The 20939-nt window shown below is 66.8% G+C and carries 20 protein-coding genes; all 20 read left to right on the forward strand.

The window, feature by feature from the left end; all coding sequences use genetic code 11:
- The 20 genes from nuoF to GBZ26_RS03440 all read left to right on the forward strand — a co-directional run bounded on the left by nuoF (position 1) and on the right by GBZ26_RS03440 (position 20906).
- Positions 1-1293 carry an NADH-quinone oxidoreductase subunit NuoF gene (nuoF, locus tag GBZ26_RS03345; protein WP_137140375.1) on the forward strand — a complete coding sequence of 431 codons (1293 nt, stop codon included), beginning with the start codon at positions 1-3 and terminating at the stop codon, positions 1291-1293.
- Positions 1294-1308: 15 nt separating this feature from the next.
- Positions 1309-3393, forward strand: a complete 2085-nt coding sequence (nuoG, locus tag GBZ26_RS03350; RefSeq protein WP_174437587.1) for an NADH-quinone oxidoreductase subunit NuoG — start codon at positions 1309-1311, stop codon at positions 3391-3393.
- Positions 3386-4396, forward strand: coding sequence for an NADH-quinone oxidoreductase subunit NuoH (gene nuoH, locus GBZ26_RS03355; RefSeq protein ID WP_014240127.1), 1011 nt, complete (start codon positions 3386-3388; stop codon positions 4394-4396). The genes nuoG and nuoH overlap by 8 nt, the downstream gene beginning before the upstream one ends.
- A gap of 94 nt (positions 4397-4490) precedes the next feature.
- Positions 4491-4979 (forward strand): NADH-quinone oxidoreductase subunit NuoI, encoded by a 489-nt coding sequence (nuoI, locus tag GBZ26_RS03360; protein WP_014240128.1) that lies wholly within the window; start codon positions 4491-4493, stop codon positions 4977-4979.
- A gap of 36 nt (positions 4980-5015) precedes the next feature.
- A complete protein-coding gene (locus tag GBZ26_RS03365) occupies positions 5016-5630 on the forward strand; it encodes an NADH-quinone oxidoreductase subunit J (protein WP_094306020.1) in 615 nt (204 codons plus the stop codon).
- 2 nt (positions 5631-5632) lie between these two features.
- Complete coding sequence (gene nuoK, locus GBZ26_RS03370) at positions 5633-5941, forward strand: NADH-quinone oxidoreductase subunit NuoK (protein ID WP_014240130.1); 309 nt, start codon at positions 5633-5635, stop codon at positions 5939-5941.
- Positions 5942-5950: 9 nt separating this feature from the next.
- The gene (gene nuoL, locus GBZ26_RS03375; RefSeq protein ID WP_174437588.1) at positions 5951-8056 is read left to right on the forward strand and encodes an NADH-quinone oxidoreductase subunit L; all 2106 of its coding nucleotides are present in this window, start codon (positions 5951-5953) and stop codon (positions 8054-8056) included.
- A 24-nt stretch (positions 8057-8080) separates the two neighbouring features.
- Positions 8081-9607 (forward strand): NADH-quinone oxidoreductase subunit M, encoded by a 1527-nt coding sequence (locus GBZ26_RS03380; RefSeq protein WP_174437589.1) that lies wholly within the window; start codon positions 8081-8083, stop codon positions 9605-9607.
- 10 nt (positions 9608-9617) lie between these two features.
- Positions 9618-11066 carry an NADH-quinone oxidoreductase subunit NuoN gene (nuoN, locus tag GBZ26_RS03385; protein WP_035673025.1) on the forward strand — a complete coding sequence of 483 codons (1449 nt, stop codon included), beginning with the start codon at positions 9618-9620 and terminating at the stop codon, positions 11064-11066.
- A complete protein-coding gene (locus GBZ26_RS03390; protein WP_174437590.1) occupies positions 11063-11857 on the forward strand; it encodes a biotin--[acetyl-CoA-carboxylase] ligase in 795 nt (264 codons plus the stop codon). The genes nuoN and GBZ26_RS03390 overlap by 4 nt, the downstream gene beginning before the upstream one ends.
- 3 nt (positions 11858-11860) lie before the next feature.
- Positions 11861-12634: a type III pantothenate kinase gene (locus tag GBZ26_RS03395; protein WP_145684855.1), complete on the forward strand. Its 774-nt coding sequence runs from the start codon at positions 11861-11863 to the stop codon at positions 12632-12634.
- Positions 12631-14349 (forward strand): ribonuclease J, encoded by a 1719-nt coding sequence (locus GBZ26_RS03400; RefSeq protein ID WP_174437591.1) that lies wholly within the window; start codon positions 12631-12633, stop codon positions 14347-14349. Before GBZ26_RS03395 ends, GBZ26_RS03400 begins: the two co-directional genes overlap by 4 nt.
- Positions 14350-14382: 33 nt before the next feature.
- On the forward strand, positions 14383-14787 hold the full coding sequence (gene mce, locus GBZ26_RS03405; protein WP_149166413.1) for a methylmalonyl-CoA epimerase: 405 nt from the start codon (positions 14383-14385) through the stop codon (positions 14785-14787).
- Between the two features lie 17 nt (positions 14788-14804).
- Positions 14805-15053, forward strand: a complete 249-nt coding sequence (locus tag GBZ26_RS03410) for a DUF1467 family protein (RefSeq protein WP_014240138.1) — start codon at positions 14805-14807, stop codon at positions 15051-15053.
- A gap of 24 nt (positions 15054-15077) precedes the next feature.
- Positions 15078-15677, forward strand: a complete 600-nt coding sequence (locus tag GBZ26_RS03415) for a DNA-3-methyladenine glycosylase I (protein WP_174437592.1) — start codon at positions 15078-15080, stop codon at positions 15675-15677.
- 415 nt (positions 15678-16092) lie between these two features.
- Positions 16093-16977 (forward strand): hypothetical protein, encoded by an 885-nt coding sequence (locus GBZ26_RS03420; protein WP_174437593.1) that lies wholly within the window; start codon positions 16093-16095, stop codon positions 16975-16977.
- Positions 16978-16985: 8 nt separating this feature from the next.
- Positions 16986-17387 carry a hypothetical protein gene (locus GBZ26_RS03425; RefSeq protein WP_174437594.1) on the forward strand — a complete coding sequence of 134 codons (402 nt, stop codon included), beginning with the start codon at positions 16986-16988 and terminating at the stop codon, positions 17385-17387.
- A gap of 124 nt (positions 17388-17511) precedes the next feature.
- Positions 17512-18825: a proline--tRNA ligase gene (gene proS, locus GBZ26_RS03430; protein ID WP_174437595.1), complete on the forward strand. Its 1314-nt coding sequence runs from the start codon at positions 17512-17514 to the stop codon at positions 18823-18825.
- A gap of 151 nt (positions 18826-18976) precedes the next feature.
- The gene (locus GBZ26_RS03435) at positions 18977-20224 is read left to right on the forward strand and encodes a lipoprotein-releasing ABC transporter permease subunit (protein ID WP_174437596.1); all 1248 of its coding nucleotides are present in this window, start codon (positions 18977-18979) and stop codon (positions 20222-20224) included.
- Entirely contained in the window at positions 20217-20906 is a 690-nt protein-coding gene (locus tag GBZ26_RS03440; protein WP_174437597.1) for an ABC transporter ATP-binding protein, read from the forward strand. Before GBZ26_RS03435 ends, GBZ26_RS03440 begins: the two co-directional genes overlap by 8 nt.
- The last annotated feature ends 33 nt before the right edge of the window (positions 20907-20939 follow it).

The following is a 20939-nucleotide window of genomic DNA, read 5'->3' on the forward strand; positions in this document are numbered from 1 at the left end:
ATGCTTCGCGACGAGGACCGCATTTTCACCAACCTGTACGGCTACCAGAGCTTTGGCCTGGACGCCGCCCGTAAGCGTGGTGACTGGGACAACACCAAGGCCCTGATCGCCCAGGGCAAGGAATGGATCATCGAGCAGGTCAAGGAATCCGGCCTGCGCGGGCGCGGCGGCGCCGGCTTCTCGACGGGCATGAAGTGGTCCTTCATGCCGAAGAACGTCACGGACAAGCCGGTCTACCTCGTCATCAACGCCGACGAGGGCGAGCCGGGCACCTGCAAGGACCGCGACATCCTGCGCCACGATCCGCACAAGCTGATCGAAGGCTGCCTGCTCGCCGGTTTCGCCATCGGCGCGTCGGCCTGCTACATCTACATCCGCGGCGAGTTCTACAACGAGGGCTCCAACGTCCAGCGCGCCATCGACGAGGCGTACGAGGCGGGGCTGATCGGCAAGAACGCCTGCGGCACCGGCTACGACTACGACATCTACATCCACCGCGGCGCGGGTGCGTACATCTGCGGCGAGGAGACCGCGCTCATCGAGTCCATCGAGGGCAAGAAGGGCCAGCCGCGCAACAAGCCGCCGTTCCCCGCCCAGGCCGGTCTGTATTCCTGCCCGACCACGGTGAACAACGTCGAATCCATCGCGGTGGTTCCGACCATCCTGCGCCGGGGCGCCGCCTGGTTCGCCGGTCTCGGCCGTCCGAAGAACACCGGCACCAAGCTCTTCTGCATCTCCGGGCACGTCAACAAGCCGTGCAACGTGGAAGAGGAGATGGGCATCCCGCTGAAGGAGCTGATCGAGAAGCACGCCGGCGGCGTGCGCGGCGGGTGGGACAACCTGCTGGCGATCATCCCCGGCGGCTCGTCGGTGCCGCTGCTGCCGAAGTCGATCTGCGACACGGTCCTGATGGACTTCGACAGCCTGCGCGACGTGCGCTCGGGCCTGGGCACCGCGGCGGTGATCGTGATGGACAAGTCTACCGACGTGGTGAAGGCCATCGCCCGCTTGTCCCAGTTCTACGCCCATGAGAGCTGCGGCCAGTGCACGCCGTGCCGCGAGGGCACCGGCTGGATGAACCGCATCATGCAGCGCATGGTGACCGGCAACGCGCGCGTCGAGGAAATCGACATGCTGCTGGAGGTCACCAAGCAGATCGAGGGGCACACCATCTGCGCGCTCGGCGATGCCGCGGCCTGGCCGATCCAGGGCCTGTTCCGGCATTTCCGGCCGGAGGTCGAGCGCCGCATCCTCGACTACCGCAACGCCGCCAAGTCCTTGGCGGCCGAGTAAGGAGCCCGGTTTCCAATGCCGAAACTCACCATCGACGGGATCGAGATCGAAGTCGAGCCGGGCACCTCGATCCTGCAGGCCTGCGAACAGCTGGGCATCGAGATCCCGCGCTTCTGCTACCACGAGCGTCTGAGCGTGCCGGCGAACTGCCGCATGTGCCTCGTGGAGATGGAGCGCGCACCGAAGCCGGTGGCCGCCTGCGCCATGCCCTGCGGCGACGGGATGGTCGTCAAGACCAACACCGAGCTTGTGCACAAGGCCCGCAAGGGCGTCATGGAGTTCCTGCTGATCAACCACCCGCTGGACTGTCCGATCTGCGACCAGGGCGGCGAGTGCGATCTCCAGGACCAGGCGATGGCCTATGGCTTCGACCGTGGCCGCTACGGCGAGAACAAGCGCGCCGTCCAGGACAAGTACATGGGGCCGCTGATCCGGACCGAGATGACGCGCTGCATCCACTGCACGCGCTGCATCCGCTTCGTGAACGAGATCGCCGGCGTTCCCGACCTCGGCGCGGTGAACCGCGGCGAGCATATGGAGATCACCACCTTCGTCGAGAAGGCCATCGGTTCGGAGCTGTCGGGCAACCTCGCCGACGTCTGTCCGGTGGGCGCTCTGCTCTCCAAGCCCTACGCCTTCACGGCCCGTCCGTGGGAGCTGCGCAAGACCGAGACGGTCGACGTGCTGGACGCGGTCGGCTCGAACATCCGCGTCGACACCCGCGGCCCCGAGGTGATGCGCGTCCTGCCGCGCGTCAACGAGGACGTCAACGAGGAGTGGATCGCCGACAAGACCCGCTTCGCCTATGACGGGCTGAAGCGCCAGCGTCTCGACCGCCCCTATGTCCGCAAGGACGGCAAGCTCCAGCCGGCGACCTGGGCCGAGGCTTTCCAGGCCATTGCCGCCAAGGTCAAAGGCGTCCCAGGCAACCGCATCGCCGCCATCGCGGGCGATCTGGCCGACACCGAGTCCATGCTGGCGCTCAAGGAGCTGATGGCCGGCCTCGGCTCGACCAACATCGATTGCCGCCAGGACGGCGCCCTGTTCGACACGTCGGCCCGCGCGGGCTACCTGTTCAACAGCGGCATCGCCGGGATTGAGCGGGCGGACGTCATCCTGCTGGTCGGCACCAACCCGCGTTGGGAAGCCACCATCGTCAACGCCCGCATCCGCAAGCGCTACCTGATGGGTGGCCTTAAGGTCGCGGTGATCGGCGAGGCCCGCGAGCTGACCTACCCGTACAGCCATCTCGGCACGGGCACCGGCGCCCTGCGGCAGCTCGTCGACGGCACGCACGCCTTCGCCGACGTTCTGCGCGGCGCCAAGAACCCGATGGTCATCCTCGGCGCCGGCGCCTTCCGCCGCAAGGACGGCGCCGCCGTCCAGGCCGCGGTGCGCAAGCTGGCCGAGACCTTCAACGTGGTCCAGGACGGCTGGAACGGCTTCAACGTGCTGCACACGGCGGCGTCCCGCGTCGGCGGTCTCGACATCGGCTTCCTGCCGGGCGAGGGCGGTCGCGGCACCGCCGGCATCGTCGAGGGGGCAGGGAAGGGCGAGATCGACGTTGTGTACCTGCTGGGTGCCGACGAGATCGACACCGCCGCGCTCGGCAACGCCTTCGTGGTCTACCAGGGCCACCACGGCGACAAGGGCGCCCACCGCGCCGACGTCATCCTGCCGGGCGCCGCCTACACCGAGAAGAACGCCCTCTACGTCAACACCGAGGGCCGTCCGCAGCAGGCGCGTCTCGCCACCTTCCCGCCCGGCGAGGCGCGGGAGGACTGGAAGATCCTGCGCGCCCTCTCGGAACAGCTCGGCCACAAGCTGCCCTACGACAGCCTGACGCAGATCCGTCGCCGTCTGGCCGAGGTCAACCCGGTCTTCGCGGCGGTCGGCTCCGTCACGCCGGCTCCCTGGGCGCCGTTCGGCGTGGAAGGGCTGGTCGATGACTCGCCCTTCTTCTCGTCGGTCGCGAACTCCTACATGCCCGACCCGATCAGCCGCGCCTCGGTGACCATGGCTCGTTGCGCCGAGACGTTCGTGAAGCCCGCCGTGAAGCCCGCCGAGAGCGCTCAGGAGAGGACCGGTACCCATGGCTGAGTTCTGGAGCGGCTTCCTGCTGCCGCTGATCATCATCGTCCTCAAGATCCTGGCGATCGTCGTGCCGCTCCTGGTGGCCGTGGCCTTCATGACCTACGCCGAGCGTAAGATCATGGGCGCCATGCAGCTCCGCCAGGGCCCGAACATCGTCGGCCCGTTCGGGCTTCTGCAGCCTTTCGCGGACGGCCTGAAGCTGTTCGCGAAGGAGCAGATCCTGCCGGTCGGCGCGAACCGCTTCGTGTTCTATCTGGCGCCGATGCTGACCTTCTTCCTGGCGCTGGTCGCCTGGGCGGTCATTCCCTTCGACTACGGCATGGTGCTGGCCGACATCAACGTCGGCATCCTGTACCTGTTCGCGATCTCGTCGCTGGGCGTGTACGGCATCGTGATGGCCGGCTGGGCGTCGAACTCGCGCTACGCCTTCCTCGGCGCGCTGCGCTCGGCGGCGCAGATGGTGTCCTACGAGGTCTCGATGGGCCTCGTCATCATCTCCGTCCTGCTCTGCGTCGGCTCGCTGAACCTGACGAAGATCGTCGAGGCGCAGGAGACGATCTGGTTCGCCATCCCGCTGCTGCCGATGTTCGTCATCTTCTTCATCTCGGCGCTGGCGGAAACCAACCGGTCCCCCTTCGACCTGCCGGAAGGCGAGTCGGAGCTGGTCGCCGGCTTCATGGTCGAATACAGCTCGGCTCCCTTCGCGCTCTTCTTCCTTGGCGAATACGCCAACATGATCCTGATGAGCGCGATGACCAGCATCCTGTTCCTGGGAGGCTGGCTGCCGCCGCTGCCGTTCGCGCCCTTCACCTGGATCCCCGGCCCGATCTGGTTCGCCCTGAAGATCGCCTTCTGCCTGTTCGTCTATGTGTGGGTCCGCGCGACCATGCCGCGCTACCGCTACGACCAGCTGATGCGTCTGGGGTGGAAGGTGTTCCTGCCGTTCTCGCTGCTGTGGGTCGTGCTGACGGCCGGCGTGCTGGTGACGTTCGGCTGGCTGCCGAAGTGACCGGCGCCTGAACGGACCATCGGATCGAGTTTCAAAGAGAAAGCGCGGGCGTCACCCGGAACGGGGCGCCCGCTAGGAAGGAGACGAAGAGGCCATGGCGTTCCTCGATCGTGCGGCGCGCAGCCTGTTCCTGACCGAACTGTTGGGCGGCCTCGGGCTCACCCTGCGCTATATGTTCAAGCCCAAGGTGACCCTGAACTACCCGTTCGAAAAGGGCCCCATCAGCCCCCGCTTTCGCGGCGAGCACGTCCTGCGCCGGTATCCCGGCGGCGAGGAGCGCTGCATCGCCTGCAAGCTGTGCGAGGCGGTGTGTCCGGCCCTGGCCATCACCATCGAGGCCGAACCGCGTGAGGACGGCAGCCGCCGCACCACGCGCTACGACATCGACATGACGAAGTGTATCTACTGCGGCTATTGCCAGGAGGCTTGCCCGGTGGACGCCATCGTCATGGGTCCGAACTTCGAGTTCTCCACCGAGAACCGTGAAGAGCTTTTCTACAACAAGCAGAAGCTGCTGGCGAACGGCGACCGCTGGGAAGCGGAAATCGCCCAGAACCTCGCGGCCGAGGCGCCGTACCGGTAAGTCGTTGCAGTGCGGTAAGCGGAAACGGGGATAACGATGATTGTTCAAGGCATCGCCTTCTACGTCTTTGCCGCGCTGCTGGTGGCCTCCGGTGTGATGGTCATCTCGGCGCGGAATCCGGTTCATTCGGTCCTTTATCTGGTCCTGGCCTTTTTCCAGGCCGCTGGCCTGTGCGTGCTGCTCGGGGCCGAGTTCATCGCGATGATCCTGGTGATCGTCTATGTGGGCGCGGTCGCGGTCCTGTTCCTGTTCGTGGTGATGATGCTCGACATCAACTTCCGCGAGCTTCGGGCGGGCGCGCTCCAGTACCTGCCGATCGGCGGGCTGATCGGTCTCATCCTGCTGGCCGAGCTGGCCGCCGTCCTCGGCGGCTGGATCATCGCGCCGGCCGCGGAGAAGGCCGCCTCGGCTCCGGTCGCGGCGATGAGCGGAGCGACCAACACCGAGCAGCTCGGCCAGCTGATCTACACCCACTACGTCTATCTGTTCCAGGCGTCGGGCCTCGTGCTGCTGATCGCCATGATCGGCGCCATCGTCCTGACCCTGCGTCAGCGCGAGGGTGTCCGGAAGCAGAACATCGGCTCCCAGCTCGCCCGTCGGCGCGAGGACGTGGTCGCCATCCGCAAGGTGCCGACCGGGGAGGGCGTGTGATCATGGAAATCGGTCTCGGGCATTATCTGACGGTCTCGGCCATCATCTTCACGCTCGGCGTCCTCGGCATCTTCCTCAACCGGAAGAACGTCATCATCATCCTGATGTCGATCGAGATGATGCTGCTCGCCGTGAACCTGAATCTGGTGTCGTTCTCGGTCTTCCTGAACGATCTGGTCGGGCAGGTCTTCTCCATGATCATCCTGACCGTCGCCGCCGCCGAGGCGGCCATCGGTCTCGCCATCCTGGTGGTGTACTTCCGCAACCGCGGATCCATCCGGGTCGAAGACATCAATCTGATGAGGGGCTAAGGCAGCGCCATGGAAGTCCTTGTCGTATTCCTCCCGCTCCTGGCGTTCCTCGTCGCGGGTTCCATCGCCCTGTTCGGCGGGCCGAAGGCGGAGCCGGCGCACGCCGGCGGCCACGATCACCATGGGCATGACCACGGTCATGGCCATGGCCACGACGCCCATGCGCACGACGCGCACGCTCACGACGAACACCACGACGACGGCCACGACGACGGCCACGACGACCATCACGTCGTCGCCGGGCCGCCCACCGTGGGCGACCGCGCCGCGCAGTTCGTCACCACCGGTGCCGTCCTGCTTTCCGCGATCCTGTCCTGGGTGCTGTTCTTCGACGTCGCCGTCGGCGGGCATCCCCGCACCATCGAGCTGATGAGCTGGATGCGCAGCGGCGGCCTGGACGTGACCTGGGCGCTGCGCGTCGACCAGCTCACCGCGGTCATGCTGGTGGTGGTCAACACCGTGTCGTCGATGGTGCACCTCTATTCCATCGGCTACATGGCCGAGGACCCGCAGAAGCCGCGCTTCATGGGCTATCTGTCGCTGTTCACCTTCGCCATGCTGATGCTGGTGACGGCCGACAACCTCGTGCAGCTCTTCTTCGGCTGGGAAGGCGTGGGTCTCGCCTCCTACCTGCTCATCAACTTCTGGTACGAGAAGCCCTCGGCCAACAACGCGGCGATCAAGGCCTTCCTGGTCAACCGCGTCGGCGACTTCGGCTTCGTGCTCGGCATCTTCGCGATCTTCGTGCTGACGGGCTCCGTCCAGTTCGACGCGATCTTCGCCAAGGCGCCGGAGCTGGCCGGCCAGACGCTGCATTTCCTCAGCTGGAACTTCGATGCGCTGACCGTCACCTGCCTGCTGCTCTTCATCGGCGCCATGGGCAAGTCGGCCCAGCTCGGCCTGCACACCTGGCTGCCGGACGCCATGGAAGGCCCGACCCCGGTGTCGGCGCTCATCCACGCGGCCACCATGGTGACCGCCGGTGTCTTCATGGTCTGCCGCCTGTCCCCGGTCTTCGAATACGCCCCGACGGCGCTGGAGATCGTGGCCGTGGTCGGCGCCCTGACGGCGTTCGTCGCGGCGACCATCGGTTTCACCCAGTTCGACATCAAGCGCGTCATCGCCTATTCGACCATGAGCCAGCTCGGCTACATGTTCTTCGCCGCGGGCGTCTCCGCCTACGGCGCGGCGATGTTCCACCTGTTCACGCACGCCTTCTTCAAGGCCCTGCTGTTCCTCGGCGCCGGCTCGGTGATCCACGCCCTGCATCACGAGCAGGACATGCGCAACATGGGCGGCGTCTGGCGGAAGATCCCCTTCACCTACGCGGTGATGTGGATCGGCAACCTCGCGCTGGCCGGTCTGCCCTTCTTCGCCGGCTACTATTCCAAGGACATGATCCTGGAGGCGGCTTTCGCCTCGGCCAGCCCGGTCGGCAAGTTCGCCTTCGCGCTCGGCATCGCCGCGGCCCTGCTGACCGCCTTCTACTCCTGGCGCCTGCTGTTCATGACCTTCCACGGCAAGCCGCGGATGGAGAAGTCGGTCTTCGACCACGCCCATGAATCGCCGATCGTCATGCTGATCCCGCTGGCCGTCCTGGCGGTGGGCGCGCTGTTCGCCGGCTTCGGCTTCCACGAGCTGTTCATCGGCCACAGCATGGAGCATTTCTGGGGCAAGACCATCCTGGTGCTGGCGGACAACAACAGCATCGAGGCGGCCCACCACCACACCCCGGGCTGGGTCAAGCTGGCTCCGCTGGTCGTCGGCCTGATCGGCATCGCGCTCGCCTACATCATGTACATGGCGATCCCGGGCCTGCCGGAGAAGGTCGCCACCACGTTCCGTGGCGTGCACCAGTTCCTGTACAACAAGTGGTACTTCGACGAGCTGTACGACCGTCTGTTCGTGCGTACGGCCAAGTATCTGGGCTACGGCCTGTGGAAATCCGGCGACGGCGCCGTGATCGACGGTGTCGGTCCGGACGGAATCGCCGCCGTCACCCGCGACGTCGCGGCGCGCGCCAGCCGCCTCCAGTCCGGCTACGTCTATCACTACGCCTTCGCGATGGTGATCGGCGTGGTGCTGCTGGTCGCCTGGCTGTCTGTGTTCGGTTGAGCGGTTTGAAGGGGAACAAGAACAATGGCTAGCTGGCCGCTCCTGTCGTTCACGACCTTCCTGCCGCTGGCCGGTGTGGCGCTGATCCTGCTCTTCTGCAGGGGCAACACGCCGGATGTGGTTCGGAACGTCCGTTACGTCGCGCTTTGGACGACGGTCATCACCTTCGTCCTGTCGCTGTTCATCTGGTTCAACTTCGACCCGCGCAACCCGGGCTACCAGCTCGTGGAGAAGGCGGAGTGGATTCCTGAATTCGGGATCTCCTACCACATGGGTGTGGACGGCATTTCGATGCTGTTCGTCATCCTCTCCACCTTCCTGATGCCGCTCTGCATCCTCTCCTCCTGGGAGGCGGTGCAGACCCGGGTGAAGGAATACATGATCGCCTTCCTCGTGCTGGAAACCCTCATGGTGGGGATGTTCTGCGCGCTGGACTTCGTCCTCTTCTACATGTTCTTCGAGGGCGTGCTGATCCCGATGTTCCTGATCATCGGTGTGTGGGGCGGTGCCCGGCGCGTCTACGCGGCGTTCAAGTTCTTCCTCTACACGCTGCTCGGCTCGGTCCTGATGCTGCTGGCCATCCTGGCCATGTACTTCGCGGCCGGCACGACGGACATTCCGACGATCACGGCGACCCACTTCCCGCGCAACATGCAGCTCTGGCTGTGGCTGGCCTTCTTCGCGTCCTTCGCGGTGAAGGTGCCGATGTGGCCGGTGCACACCTGGCTCCCCGACGCCCACGTCGAGGCGCCGACCGCCGGGTCGGTCATCCTGGCCGGCGTCCTGCTGAAGATGGGCGGCTACGGCTTCCTGCGCTTCAACATCCCGATGCTGCCCGAGGCGACCGAGTATTTCGCCCCGATGGTCTACGCCCTGTCGATCGTCGCGGTGATCTACACCTCCCTCGTCGCCCTGGCGCAGGAGGACATGAAGAAGCTGATCGCCTACTCCTCCGTCGCCCACATGGGCTTCGTCACCATCGGCATGTTCGCGCTGAACCAGCAGGGTATCGAGGGCTCGATCTTCACGATGCTGTCGCACGGCATCGTGTCGGGCGCGCTCTTCCTCTGCGTCGGCGTCGTCTATGACCGGCTGCACACCCGCGAGATCGCCCGCTACGGCGGTCTGGTGAAGAACATGCCGAAATACGCGGTGGTCTTCCTGTTCATGACCATGGCCTCGGTCGGCCTGCCGGGCACCTCCGGTTTCGTCGGCGAGTTCCTGGTTCTGCTCGGCGCCTTCCGCGACAACACCTGGGTCGCCTTCTTGGCCGCCACCGGCCTGATCCTGGGCCCGGCCTACGCGCTGTGGCTGTTCCGCCGCGTCGTGTACGGCAAGCTGGTCAAGGCGGACGTCCGTGCGATGTTCGACCTGAACACCCGCGAGGTTGCCATCTTCCTGCCGCTGATCGTCGTGGTGCTGTGGATGGGCGTCTATCCGAACAGCTTCCTGAACGTCACCTCGGCGTCGGTCGGGCAGCTGATCCAGACCTACCAGACCAAGCTGGCCGCCGCTCAGGGCGGGGCCGACGTCTCCGTCGCCGCGCGCTAGAGGTTCCGACATGACCGCTGTGTTTCCCGACATCTGGCCGGCCCTGCCGGAAATCTTCCTCGCCTGCGCCGGCATGGCCCTGCTGCTGATCGGCGTGTTCCGCGGCGACGGCTTCACGCGCCCCATCGGCTACATGACGATGGTGGCGCTGCTGCTGGCCGCCATATTGACCATGGGCTACGGCACCGGCCGGGTCGTCACCTTCAACGGCCTCTTCGTGATGGACGCCTTCGGCGTCTTCATGAAGGTGCTGATCCTCGTCGCCGCCTCGCTGTCGGTCCTTCTCGCGCTCGGCTTCAACGAGCGCGAGAAGATGGCCCGGTTCGAGTTCCCGGTGCTGATGCTCTTCGCCACGCTCGGCATGCTGATGATGGTGTCGGCCAACGACCTCATCTCGCTCTATGTCGGGCTGGAGACGCAGAGCCTCGCGCTCTACGTCATCGCCGCCTTCCGCCGCGACAGCGCCAAGTCGTCGGAAGCGGGCCTGAAGTACTTCGTGCTCGGCTCGCTCTCCTCGGGCATGCTGCTGTACGGCGCCTCGATGGTCTACGGCTTCGCCGGCACGACCTCCTTCGACAAGATCGCCGCCCTGTTCGCCGGTGGCGCGCATCCGTCGGTGGGCGTCATCATCGGCCTGGTCTTCGTGGCCGCCGGTCTGGCCTTCAAGATCTCCGCCGTGCCGTTCCACATGTGGACGCCGGACGTCTACGAGGGCGCCCCGACCCCGGTCACGGCCTTCTTCGCCGCCGCCCCGAAGGTCGCCGCCATCGCGCTGTTCACCCGTTTGCTGATCGAGCCGTTCGGTCATCTGGCGCACCAGTGGCAGCAGATCATCATCGTCAGCTCAATCCTCTCGATGTCGCTCGGCGCCTTCGCGGCGATCACCCAGAGCAACATCAAGAGGCTGATGGCCTACAGCTCCATCGGCCACGTCGGTTACGCCCTGGTCGGCCTTGCGTCTGGCACCCAGGAAGGCGTGCGCGGCGTGCTGATCTACATGGCGGTCTACATCGTCATGAACATCGGCACCTTCGCGGTCATCCTGTGCATGAAGCAGCAGGGCCGCATGGTCGAGGAGATCAAGGACCTCGCCGGCCTGTCGCGCACCAACCCGCTGCTGGCGGGCGCGATGGCGGTGTTCATGTTCTCCATGGCGGGCATCCCGCCGATGGCTGGCTTCTTCAGCAAGCTCTACGTCTTCCTCGCCGCCATCGAGGCGCAGCTCTACACGCTGGCGGTGATCGGCGTGCTGACCAGCGTCGTGGGCGCCTTCTACTATCTGCGCATCATCAAGATCATGTACTTCGATGAGCCGGTGGAGGCGTTCGACAAGATCGGCGACGACGGGATGACCGGCATCCTGATCGCCACCGGCCTGTTCACGCTGCTGTTCTTCGTGGTTCCGGCCCCGATCCTGAACTACGCGGCGGCGGCGGCGGCCTCGCTGTTCGCCGGATGACGGCAGGCAACGAAGCGGAGGCGGCGCGCTTGCGCCTGCCTCCGGGCTTCCGGGTGATGGCCTTCGACTCCGTCGGCAGCACGAACGACGAGGCGAAGGCCTTCGCGCGTTCGGGGGCTGCCGAAGGCACCATCGTCTGGGCGAAGCGGCAGGAGTCGGGCCGCGGCCGCCGCGGACGGGCCTGGACCTCGCCGGAAGGCAATCTCTACAGTTCGACCATTCTGCGCCCCTCGCGCCCGCCGGCCGAGGCGGCGCAGATTTCGTTCGTGGCGGCGCTTGCCATCGCCGACACCGCCGCCGCCGTCCTCCCCGATCCCGACGGCGTGCGCTGCAAATGGCCGAACGACGTGCTGGTGCATGGTCGCAAGCTGTCCGGCATCCTGCTCGAGTCGGAGGCCACGGCCGGGGGAGGGATCTCCTGGCTGGTGCTCGGCGTCGGCATCAACCTGCGGCATTTTCCCGAGGGCACCGATTACGCGGCCACATCGCTGGCGGCGGAGGGCGCCCCGGCTCTCCAGCCTTCGGCGCTCCTGGAAATCTACGCGGAACAGTTGGCGCGCTGGTACGGTGTCTGGGCCGAGCATGGCTTCGGCCCCGTGCGGGACGCCTGGATCAAGCGGGCGCGGGGTTTGGGCGAGCCGATCGTCGTCCGTCTGCCGGACCGCACGCTGACCGGCACCTTCGCCGATCTGGACAGCGACGGCGTTCTGTTGCTTGATCGGGATGACGGGGCGGGGCGCCAGCGCATCGCCGCCGGAGACGTGTTTTTCCCACCCGCGGTGGAGACCTGAGAGATGCTGCTCGCCATCGACGCCGGAAACACCAACGTGGTGTTCGCGATCTATGAGGGCGACGAACAGCGCGGCCTGTGGCGCACGGCGACCGACAAGAAGCGCACCGCCGACGAATACATGGTGTGGCTGACCCACCTGATGGCGCTGAAGGGCATGGGCCCGGCGGACATCGACAGCACCATCATCGCCAGCGTCGTGCCGGGCGCCACCTTCAACCTGAAGCGGCTGTGCAAGGACCATTTCGGCTGCGAGCCCTTGGTGGTCGGCCAGCCGGACGTTGATCTCGGCACCCGGGCGCTGGTGGACCGGCCCGAGGAGGTCGGCGCCGACCGGCTGGTCAACACGGTGGCGGCTGCGGCCACCTACCAGACGCCGCTGATCGTCATCGACTTCGGCACCGCGACGACCTTCGACGTGGTCGACCGCGACGGCAACTACCGCGGCGGCGTCATCGCGCCGGGCCTGAACCTGTCGCTGGAGGCGCTGCAGATGGCGGCGAGCAAGCTGCCCCGCGTCGAGATCCAGCAGCCGGGCCACGTCATCGGCACCAACACCGTCGAGTGCATGCAGTCCGGCGTCTTCTGGGGTTATGTCGGCCTGATCGAAGGGCTGGTCAACCGCATCCGGGCGGAGTACGGCGAGCCGATGACGGTCGTCGCGACCGGAGGGCTGGGTGTGCTTTTCGCCAAGGCAACCCATGTAATCGAACACACCGACGGCGAACTCACGCTGCGCGGCCTCCTCCTGATCCACAAGCGCAACACGGCCCAATGACCCATTCCGACTCCGCTCCCTCCGTCCACCCGGTCGAGGGAGACGGCGACCTGTTCGCTCCCGAGGACGACGCGCTCTACTTCCTGCCGCTGGGCGGTTCGGGCGAGATCGGCATGAACCTCAACCTCTACGGCCATCGCGGCAAGTGGTTGATGGTGGATCTCGGCATCTCCTTCGCGGACGACACGATGCCGGGGCTGGACGTCATCATGCCGGACCCCGCCTTCATCGCGGAGCGCCGGCACGACCTCGTGGGCATCGTGGTCACGCACGCGCACGAGGATCACCTGGGGGCCATCCAGTATCTGTGGCCGCAGCTCCGCGTGCCCGTCTACTGCACGCCCTTCACCGCGGCCGTCCTGCGCGCCAAGCTGCACGAGCGCGGGCTGGCCGGGGTGGTGCCGGTGCACGAGGTCGCGCTGGGCAGCACCATCGAGGTCGGCCCCTTCTCCGTCGAGTATGTGACGGTCACCCATTCCATTCCCGAGCCGAACGCCCTGGCGATCCGCACCGCCGCCGGCACCGTGCTGCACACCGGCGATTGGAAGCTCGACCCCGAGCCCCTGGTAGGGGAGGCCGCCGACGAGGAGCGGCTGCGCGCCATCGGCGACGAGGGCGTGCTGGCGCTGGTCGGCGACAGCACCAACGCCATGGTGCCCGGCAGTTCCGGGTCGGAAGGGAGCGTGCGCAAGACGCTGACCGAGCTGATCGGGCAGTTCCCCGACGTGCGCGTCGCGGTGAGCTGCTTCGCCACCAACGTCGCGCGGTTGGAGAGCATCGCCCACGCCGCGGCGGCGCACGGGCGCCATGTCGCCCTGGTCGGGCGGTCGATGTGGCGGATCAACGAGGCCGCGCGCTCCAACGGCTACCTCGCCGACCTGCCGGCCTTCCTGACCGAGCATGACGCTAACTACGTGCCGCGCGACAAGCTGGTGCTGGTCTGCACCGGCAGCCAGGGGGAGCCGCGCTCCGCGCTCGCCCGCATCGCCTCGGACGACCATCCCCAGGTGTCGCTGCAGCGCGGCGACGTGGTGGTCTTTTCCTCCCGCGAAATCCCGGGCAACGAACGGGCCATCGGCCGCATGCAGAACCTGCTGGTCAGTCAGGGCATCCGCATCGTCACCGCCGACGAGGCGCCGGTCCACGTTTCCGGCCACCCGGCGCAGGACGAGCTGGTCCGCATGTACCAGTGGGTTCGCCCGCGCATCGCCATGCCGGTCCACGGCGAGCAGCGCCACCAGCTGGAGCACGCCAAGCTGGCCCGCGCCTGCCAGGTGCCGGAGACCCTGGTCCCCGGCAACGGCGACCTGATCCGGCTGGCGCCCGACGCGCCGCCGCGGGTGGTGGCGCAGGTCCGGGCCGGCCGCATGGCGCTGGACGGCAAGCGGCTGATCCCGCTCGACACCGGGCTGATGCGGGCGCGTCATCGTATGGTCCACAACGGCGCTGCCGTCGTCACGCTGGTGATGAACGGCAAGGGCGAATTGGTGACCGCACCGCAGATCGCGGTGATGGGACTGCTCGACGACTCGGCGGACCGCGACATGCTGCTCGACGTGGTGGATGCGGTGCGCGAGGCCGTCGCCGAGATGCCGAAATCGGCCCGCTCCGACGACGAGCAGGTGCGCGCCGCCGCCCGGATCGCCGTCCGGCGCTGCTTCAACGCGACGCACGGCAAGAAGCCGATGACGGACGTGCATCTCGTCCGTGTATAAGCGTTTCCGACTTTATGTCTTTCGGGAGGTTCCATGATCGGGAAGCTGAATCACGTCGCCATCGTCGTGCCGGATCTGACGGCGGCGACCGCGCTTTACCGCGACACGCTGGGCGCTGCGGTGTCCCAGCCGGTGGACCTGCCGCCGCACGGCGTCACCGTCGTTTTCGTGACCCTGCCCAACACGAAGATCGAACTGCTGCATCCCTTCGGCGAGACATCGCCGATCGCCGGTTTCCTGGAGAAGAACCCGTCGGGCGGAATCCACCACATCTGCTACGAGGTGGACGACATCCTGGCCGCCCGCGACCGGCTGAAGGCGCAGGGCGCCCGCGTTCTGGGCGACGGCGAGCCGAAGATCGGCGCCCATGACAAGCCGGTCCTGTTCCTGCACCCCAAGGACTTCTGCGGGACCCTGGTCGAGCTGGAGCAGGCCTGAGGCGAAGGGAGGCTGCGATGGGCTGGGTGACGGGCATCAGCGTCTATGTGGTCGTCTGGTGGGTGGTGCTGTTCGCGGTGCTGCCCTGGGGCGTGCGCACCCCGGCCCAGCCCGAGCCCGGCATGGCGAGCAGCGCGCCCGAACGCCCGCGTATCCTCCTGAAATTCGCGGCAACGACCCTGGTCGCGGCAGTGGTGTGGCTGGTCATCTTCGGCATCGTCCAGTCGGACCTGATTTCCTTCCGCGAGATGGCCAAGCCGCACTGATCCCCTTCCGGATGGAGCCTTCGCGTGAGCCTGACCTACTGCGACGCGGCGCCCGGCCACGCGCATCACGGACCTTACCACGACACCGAATACGGCTTTCCCAGCGCCGACGACCGGGTGCTGTTCGAGCGGCTGGTGCTGGAGATCAATCAGGCCGGCCTGTCCTGGCTGACCATCCTGAAGAAGCGCGCGGCCTTCCGCGCTGCCTTCGACGGCTTCGACATCGACCGCGTCGCCGGCTATGGCGAGGCGGAGCGGGAACGCCTGCTCGCCGATCCGGGGATCATCCGCAACCGGCTGAAGATCGACGCCGCCATCGAGAACGCGCGGCGGATCATAGCCCTGCGCGCTTCGCACGGGTCGTTCGACGGCTGGCTGCGCGCTCATCACCCTCTGGGCAAGGCGGACTGGGTCCGGCTGTTCAAGCGCACCTTCCGCTTCACCGGCGGCGAAATCACCGGCGAGTTCCTGATGAGTCTCGGCTATCTGCCGGGCGCGCATCAGCCCCTGTGCCCGGTCTGGTCCGAGGTCGCCACACTCGATCCCCCCTGGATGTCCGCCGTTCGGCAGGGGTTCTCAGGATACGACGCTCACAAAACGGGCATGTCGCAGCCTATGGCGTAATCATCCGCCTATGTCTTGGGCGAAGTTTGCGAATTCTTTGGTAACGACTTGGTTTAGTCCAACTTTCGTCTTGTCATTGGGTGGGGTCGGGTTCAATGTACTTCGTGTGACGAGAGGGGATTCTTCCCTCTTTTCCGACGCCTGGTGGCGATTCCTCCCTAAACCTCGGGCCGCGCCGCGATCGCCGCGCGGTCCTTTTTTCGTCCCGGTTAGCTCACGATGCCCGCGCCGCTGTTCGTCCGTGGGTGGACGGAGCGTTGTGCTTCGGTACAGAATGAATTAACCCTTTATCGGCTATAGCTGATCCACTGTGCGGGAAGCGGGCAAGCGCCCGTTCCGGCTTTGGAATCAAGTGCGGCGGCGTTCGCAGCCGGAATTTGCGGCCGTCAGCGGGGAGAACGATGCCGAGGCGCCGATGACCGCGGGTGATAACGAGAAATTCGAGCAGTTCGCGGCCATTCTGACCACCGAACTGCTCGACCGCACCCGCAAAAGTCTTGAACTGCTGACCCCCGAAGAGCAGCCGGCGGCCAAGCTCCCCTTTGCCTTGACCCCATCCTTTCAGGAAATCTACGCCGAGTTGGTGCGCGTCGGGATATTCCCGGTGCTGCTCAGCCGCCGCCCGGTGCGGGCCATCGTCGGCGACGTGGATTGGCCGAGGGACGGGCGCGACTATCTGCTGACCGTGCTCGACGACCGCTCCAACGCCGTCTTCACCGCCTGGGACTACGCCTGGGACGCGCTGTGGGATGAGCGGAAGGTGGGGGCGGACAGCGGCTCGTCGGCGCCGGCCAAGAAGAAGGGCTTCTTCGCCTCGCTGTTCGGGCGGAAGCCGGACAAGCAGGAAAGGAGGACCAGCGAGCAGGGCGCGGAGGGCGACGTCATGGCGGGCCTCTACACCATGCTGAACGAGCAGGCGGAGCGGCGCGGCTACCTGCCGCTGTTCCACGACGACATCAAGGTGCTGAAGGGGCTGGTCCGCGTGAAGCCGGCGCGCATCTTCCAGGCCTGGAAGGAGATCAACCAGTACCATCACCAGGAATTCTACCTGTCTGGCCAGGATCAGGCCAAGCCGGGGGTGACCTCGGATTGCCTGCAGAAATGGCACTACAACCTGCCGGACCGGATCGGCGAGTTCCTGGTGCTGAAGGCGGCCGTCGACATGGAGTTCGTGAACAAGCCCTTCCTCGGCAAGTACATCCGGCAGTCGGCCCGCACCCAGGAGGAGGCCGAGAAGGGCATGCCCTATCTCGCCACCTACTGGAAATCCATGAAGCAATCCGCCGCCGCCCAAGGCTGAGGTCGTCGATGATCCACCGCTCCATCCTGCTCCTTGCCGCCCCCCTGCTGGCGCTGTCCGGCGGGGCGGCGGCGCAGCCGATCGATCTCTCCGCCTGCCGGTTCCTGACCGCCCACCGGCCGGCGGCCGGGATGGATTACACGCCGGGCGTGGACGTGAACGGCAAGGCGGTGGCCCCCGCCGACCTGCCGGGCTCGACCGGCGCCACGCCGCCGCTGGAGCGGTTCGACATCCCGGTGACCGTGGATTTCGCCCGCCGCATGGGCTTTCCTGTGCCGCAGGGTGCGGCGGCACCGGGTGTCGAGGTCGGTTATCTGACCTGGTACGCCAACCGGCTCTACTTCAACGGCCAGCCCATCGGCGCGCCGAGCGAGGCCGAGGTCTACGCCTATTGCCGCACCGCCCGATAGGCCGATCCGTCCTTCGTTGCACGCCGTGACGATGGACAAGCGCGCGGTGGCTTCCTAAAGTCCCTGTCCCTGTTGCGGACCGGCGCACCGCCGGACGAATCCCCTCGAAACCGAGAGCAGAGCCATGCGGCTGTCCACCTTCTTCCTGCCGACCCTCAAGGAGACCCCGACCGAGGCGCAGATCGTCTCGCACCGCCTGATGCTGCGGGCCGGGATGATCCGCCAGACCAGCGCCGGCATCTACGCCTGGCTGCCGCTGGGCCACCGGGTCCTGAAGAAGATCGAGCAGATCGTCCGTGAGGAGCAGGACGCCGCCGGCGCCCAGGAGCTGCTGATGCCGACCATCCAGTCGGCGGAGCTGTGGAAGGAAAGCGGCCGCTACGACGATTACGGCAAGGAGATGCTGCGCATCACCGACCGTCACGACCGCGAGATGCTGTTCGGACCCACGAACGAGGAGATGATCACCGACATCTTCCGCGCCTTCGTGAAGAGCTACCGCCAGCTTCCGCTGAACCTCTACCACATCCAGTGGAAGTTCCGGGACGAGATCCGCCCCCGCTTCGGCGTGATGCGCGGGCGCGAGTTCCTGATGAAGGACGCCTACAGCTTCGACATCGACGCGGCCAGCGCCCGCCGCTCGTACCAGAAGATGTTCCTGGCCTATCTGCGCACCTTCGCCCGCATGGGGTTGAAGGCCATCCCGATGCGCGCCGACACCGGCCCCATCGGCGGCGACCTGAGCCATGAGTTCATCATCCTGGCCGAGACCGGCGAGAGCGGCGTCTTCTGCCACAAGGATTGGCTGACCCTGGACGTGCTGCAGAACGCCCCGGGCTTCGACGAGGACCTGCAGCCCTTCTTCGACACCTACACCTCGATCTACGCGGCGACCGACGAGAAGCACGAGCCCGGCAACTGCCCGGTCGCGGAGTCGGAACTGGTGTCGGCCCGCGGCATCGAGGTCGGCCACATCTTCAACTTCGGCACCAAATACTCCAAGCCGATGAACGCCGTCGTCGCCGGTCCGGGCGGCGAGCCGGTTCCGGTGGAGATGGGCTCCTACGGCATCGGCGTGTCGCGCCTGATGGGCGCCATCATCGAGGCCAGCCACGACGACAACGGCATCATCTGGCCGGACGCCGTGGCGCCCTTCAACGTCGGGCTGGTCAACCTCAAGGTCGGCGACGCCGAGACCGACCGCGTCTGCCAGGAGCTGTACTACAAGCTCCGCGCCAACGGGATGGACGTGCTGTACGACGACCGCGACGAGCGTCCGGGCGTGAAGTTCGCCGACATGGACCTGATCGGCCTGCCGTGGCAGCTCGTCGTCGGGCCGCGCGGCCTGAAGAACGGCGTGGTCGAGCTGAAGCGCCGCGCCACCGGCGAGAAGCAGGAGCTGTCGGTGGAGAGCGCGCTGGAGAAGCTCTCGGCGTAACACCGTGGGACGGGGGAGCGGGCGCCTTGGAAGGTCGCCCTTTTCCTGCCACGGTTAAGCACTTATGTTGCGGGGCGGCGGGCTGGTTGCGGTCCGCCGCCTTTGCTTTTGCCGGACCTTCGTCGCCGGCCTTTCGCTCATCGGGAGCCGCATGATCTTCTCCGCCTTCGAACGCATGGTCGCGATGCGCTATCTGCGGGCGCGCCGCCAGGAAGGGTTCATCTCGGTCATCGCGGGATTCTCGCTGCTGGGCATCGCGCTCGGCGTGGCGACTCTGATCATCGTGATGTCGGTGATGAACGGCTTCCGGGCGGAGCTTCTGGGCCGCGTGCTCGGCCTGAACGGCCATCTCAACGTCTACAGCAGCCGCGGCGGTCCGCTGCCCGACTACGACCCGCTGGTGCAGCGCCTCCAGGGTGTGCCCGGCGTTGTCGGGGTGACCCCGACGGTCGAGGGGCAGGCGCTGGTGTCGGTGCGCGGCGTCGCCTCCGGCGCGGTGGTGCGCGGCGTGCGGCCGGAGGATTTCCGGGTGAGGCCGACCCTGTCGCGCAACATCGTGCGCGGCACGGCTGACGCCTTTGGAGAGGACAACATCGCCATCGGCATCCGCATGGCGCAGCGGCTGGGTCTGGCGGTCGGCGACCAGCTCACCCTGATCGCGCCGCAGGGCAACGTCACCGCCTTCGGCACCGTGCCGCGGATGCGCAGCTTCACCATCGGCGCCGTGTTCGACGTCGGCATGTTCGAATACGACAACAGCTTCATCTTCCTGCCCCTGCCGGAGGCCCAGGCCTTCTTCCGCACGGGCGAGGCGGTGACCTCGCTGGAGGTCTTCGTCAGCGACCCGACCCGGATACGGGAGGCGCGCGACGCCATCCAGTCGGCGGTGGCCGGGGTGGGGCGGGTGGTCGACTGGCAGCAGTCCAACGCCAGCTTCTTCACGGCGCTCCAGGTCGAGCGCAACGTGATGTTCCTGATCCTGTCGCTGATCATCACGGTGGCGGCCTTCAACATCATCTCCAGCCTGATCATGCTGGTGAAGGACAAGGGGCGGGACATCGCGATCCTGCGCACCATGGGCGCCACCCGCGGCATGATCATGCGCATCTTCTTCCTGTCCGGCGCATCGGTGGGGGTGGCGGGGACGCTGCTGGGCGTGGCGCTCGGCGTGTCCTTCGCGTTGAACATCGAGACGATCCGCCAGGGCATCCAGGCGCTGACCGGCACCAACCTGTTCAACGCCGAGATCTATTTCCTGTCGCAACTGCCGGCCAAGATCGACTGGTCGGAGGTGGTCCAGGTCACCCTGATGGCGCTGGGCCTGTCCTTCGCTGCGACCGTCTACCCGTCCTGGCGGGCGGCCCGCCTCGATCCGGTGGAGGCCCTGCGCTATGAGTGAGCCGATGCTGGAACTGTCGGGGATCGTCCGCACCTTCGAGCAGGCGGGGACGGAGCTTCAGGTGCTGCGCGGGGCGGAGCTGACCGTCCACGCCGGCGAGCTGGTCGCTCTGGTCGGCCCGTCGGGCGCCGGCAAATCGACCCTGCTGCACATCGCCGGCCTGCTGGAGCGGCCGACCGCCGGCACCGTGCGGATCGCCGGGACCGACGTGTCCGCCCTGGACGACGGGAAGCGGACGGAGGTGCGCCGCCGCTCGGTCGGCTTCGTCTACCAGTTCCATCACCTGCTGCCGGAATTCTCCGCTCTGGAGAACATCGTGCTGCCGCAGATGATCAACGGCGTTCCGAAGCGCACCGCCCGCGAGCGGGCCCTGGAACTGCTGCGCATGGTCGGGCTGGAGCCGCGCGCCGGACACCGTCCGGCCCGGCTGTCGGGCGGCGAGCAGCAGCGGGTCGCCATCGCCCGCGCGCTGGCCAACGGGCCGGGCCTGCTGATCGCCGACGAGCCGACGGGCAACCTCGACCCGCACACGGCCGAGGGGGTCTTCGCCATGCTGACGACCATCGTCCGGCAGGCGCGGGTCGGCGCCCTGATCGCCACCCACAACCTGGAGCTTGCGAACCGCATGGACCGGGTGTTCGAGATGAGCGACGGCCTTCTCGTGGAGCACGCCAGGGTTTGATCGCCGTCGTGGCGCGGTCGGGAAGCCGGCCAA

The sequence above is a fragment of the Azospirillum formosense genome, from assembly GCF_013340925.1.
GTDB lineage: Bacteria > Pseudomonadota > Alphaproteobacteria > Azospirillales > Azospirillaceae > Azospirillum > Azospirillum formosense.

What these genes read in the sequence shown, in the direction of transcription:
- GBZ26_RS03425 (WP_174437594.1), top strand. Translation starts at nt 16,986, where the DNA reads ATGATCCACCGCTCCATCCTGCTCCTTGCCGCCCCCCTGCTGGCGCTG.
- GBZ26_RS03390 (WP_174437590.1), top strand. Translation starts at nt 11,063, where the DNA reads ATGACGGCAGGCAACGAAGCGGAGGCGGCGCGCTTGCGCCTGCCTCCG.
- GBZ26_RS03410 (WP_014240138.1), top strand. Translation starts at nt 14,805, where the DNA reads ATGGGCTGGGTGACGGGCATCAGCGTCTATGTGGTCGTCTGGTGGGTG.
- GBZ26_RS03380 (WP_174437589.1), top strand. Translation starts at nt 8,081, where the DNA reads ATGGCTAGCTGGCCGCTCCTGTCGTTCACGACCTTCCTGCCGCTGGCC.
- nuoF (WP_137140375.1), top strand. Translation starts at nt 1, where the DNA reads ATGCTTCGCGACGAGGACCGCATTTTCACCAACCTGTACGGCTACCAG.
- proS (WP_174437595.1), top strand. Translation starts at nt 17,512, where the DNA reads ATGCGGCTGTCCACCTTCTTCCTGCCGACCCTCAAGGAGACCCCGACC.
- nuoG (WP_174437587.1), top strand. Translation starts at nt 1,309, where the DNA reads ATGCCGAAACTCACCATCGACGGGATCGAGATCGAAGTCGAGCCGGGC.
- nuoL (WP_174437588.1), top strand. Translation starts at nt 5,951, where the DNA reads ATGGAAGTCCTTGTCGTATTCCTCCCGCTCCTGGCGTTCCTCGTCGCG.
- mce (WP_149166413.1), top strand. Translation starts at nt 14,383, where the DNA reads ATGATCGGGAAGCTGAATCACGTCGCCATCGTCGTGCCGGATCTGACG.
- nuoI (WP_014240128.1), top strand. Translation starts at nt 4,491, where the DNA reads ATGGCGTTCCTCGATCGTGCGGCGCGCAGCCTGTTCCTGACCGAACTG.
- nuoK (WP_014240130.1), top strand. Translation starts at nt 5,633, where the DNA reads ATGGAAATCGGTCTCGGGCATTATCTGACGGTCTCGGCCATCATCTTC.
- GBZ26_RS03395 (WP_145684855.1), top strand. Translation starts at nt 11,861, where the DNA reads ATGCTGCTCGCCATCGACGCCGGAAACACCAACGTGGTGTTCGCGATC.
- nuoH (WP_014240127.1), top strand. Translation starts at nt 3,386, where the DNA reads ATGGCTGAGTTCTGGAGCGGCTTCCTGCTGCCGCTGATCATCATCGTC.
- GBZ26_RS03420 (WP_174437593.1), top strand. Translation starts at nt 16,093, where the DNA reads ATGACCGCGGGTGATAACGAGAAATTCGAGCAGTTCGCGGCCATTCTG.
- GBZ26_RS03400 (WP_174437591.1), top strand. Translation starts at nt 12,631, where the DNA reads ATGACCCATTCCGACTCCGCTCCCTCCGTCCACCCGGTCGAGGGAGAC.
- GBZ26_RS03435 (WP_174437596.1), top strand. Translation starts at nt 18,977, where the DNA reads ATGATCTTCTCCGCCTTCGAACGCATGGTCGCGATGCGCTATCTGCGG.
- GBZ26_RS03440 (WP_174437597.1), top strand. Translation starts at nt 20,217, where the DNA reads ATGAGTGAGCCGATGCTGGAACTGTCGGGGATCGTCCGCACCTTCGAG.
- nuoN (WP_035673025.1), top strand. Translation starts at nt 9,618, where the DNA reads ATGACCGCTGTGTTTCCCGACATCTGGCCGGCCCTGCCGGAAATCTTC.
- GBZ26_RS03365 (WP_094306020.1), top strand. Translation starts at nt 5,016, where the DNA reads ATGATTGTTCAAGGCATCGCCTTCTACGTCTTTGCCGCGCTGCTGGTG.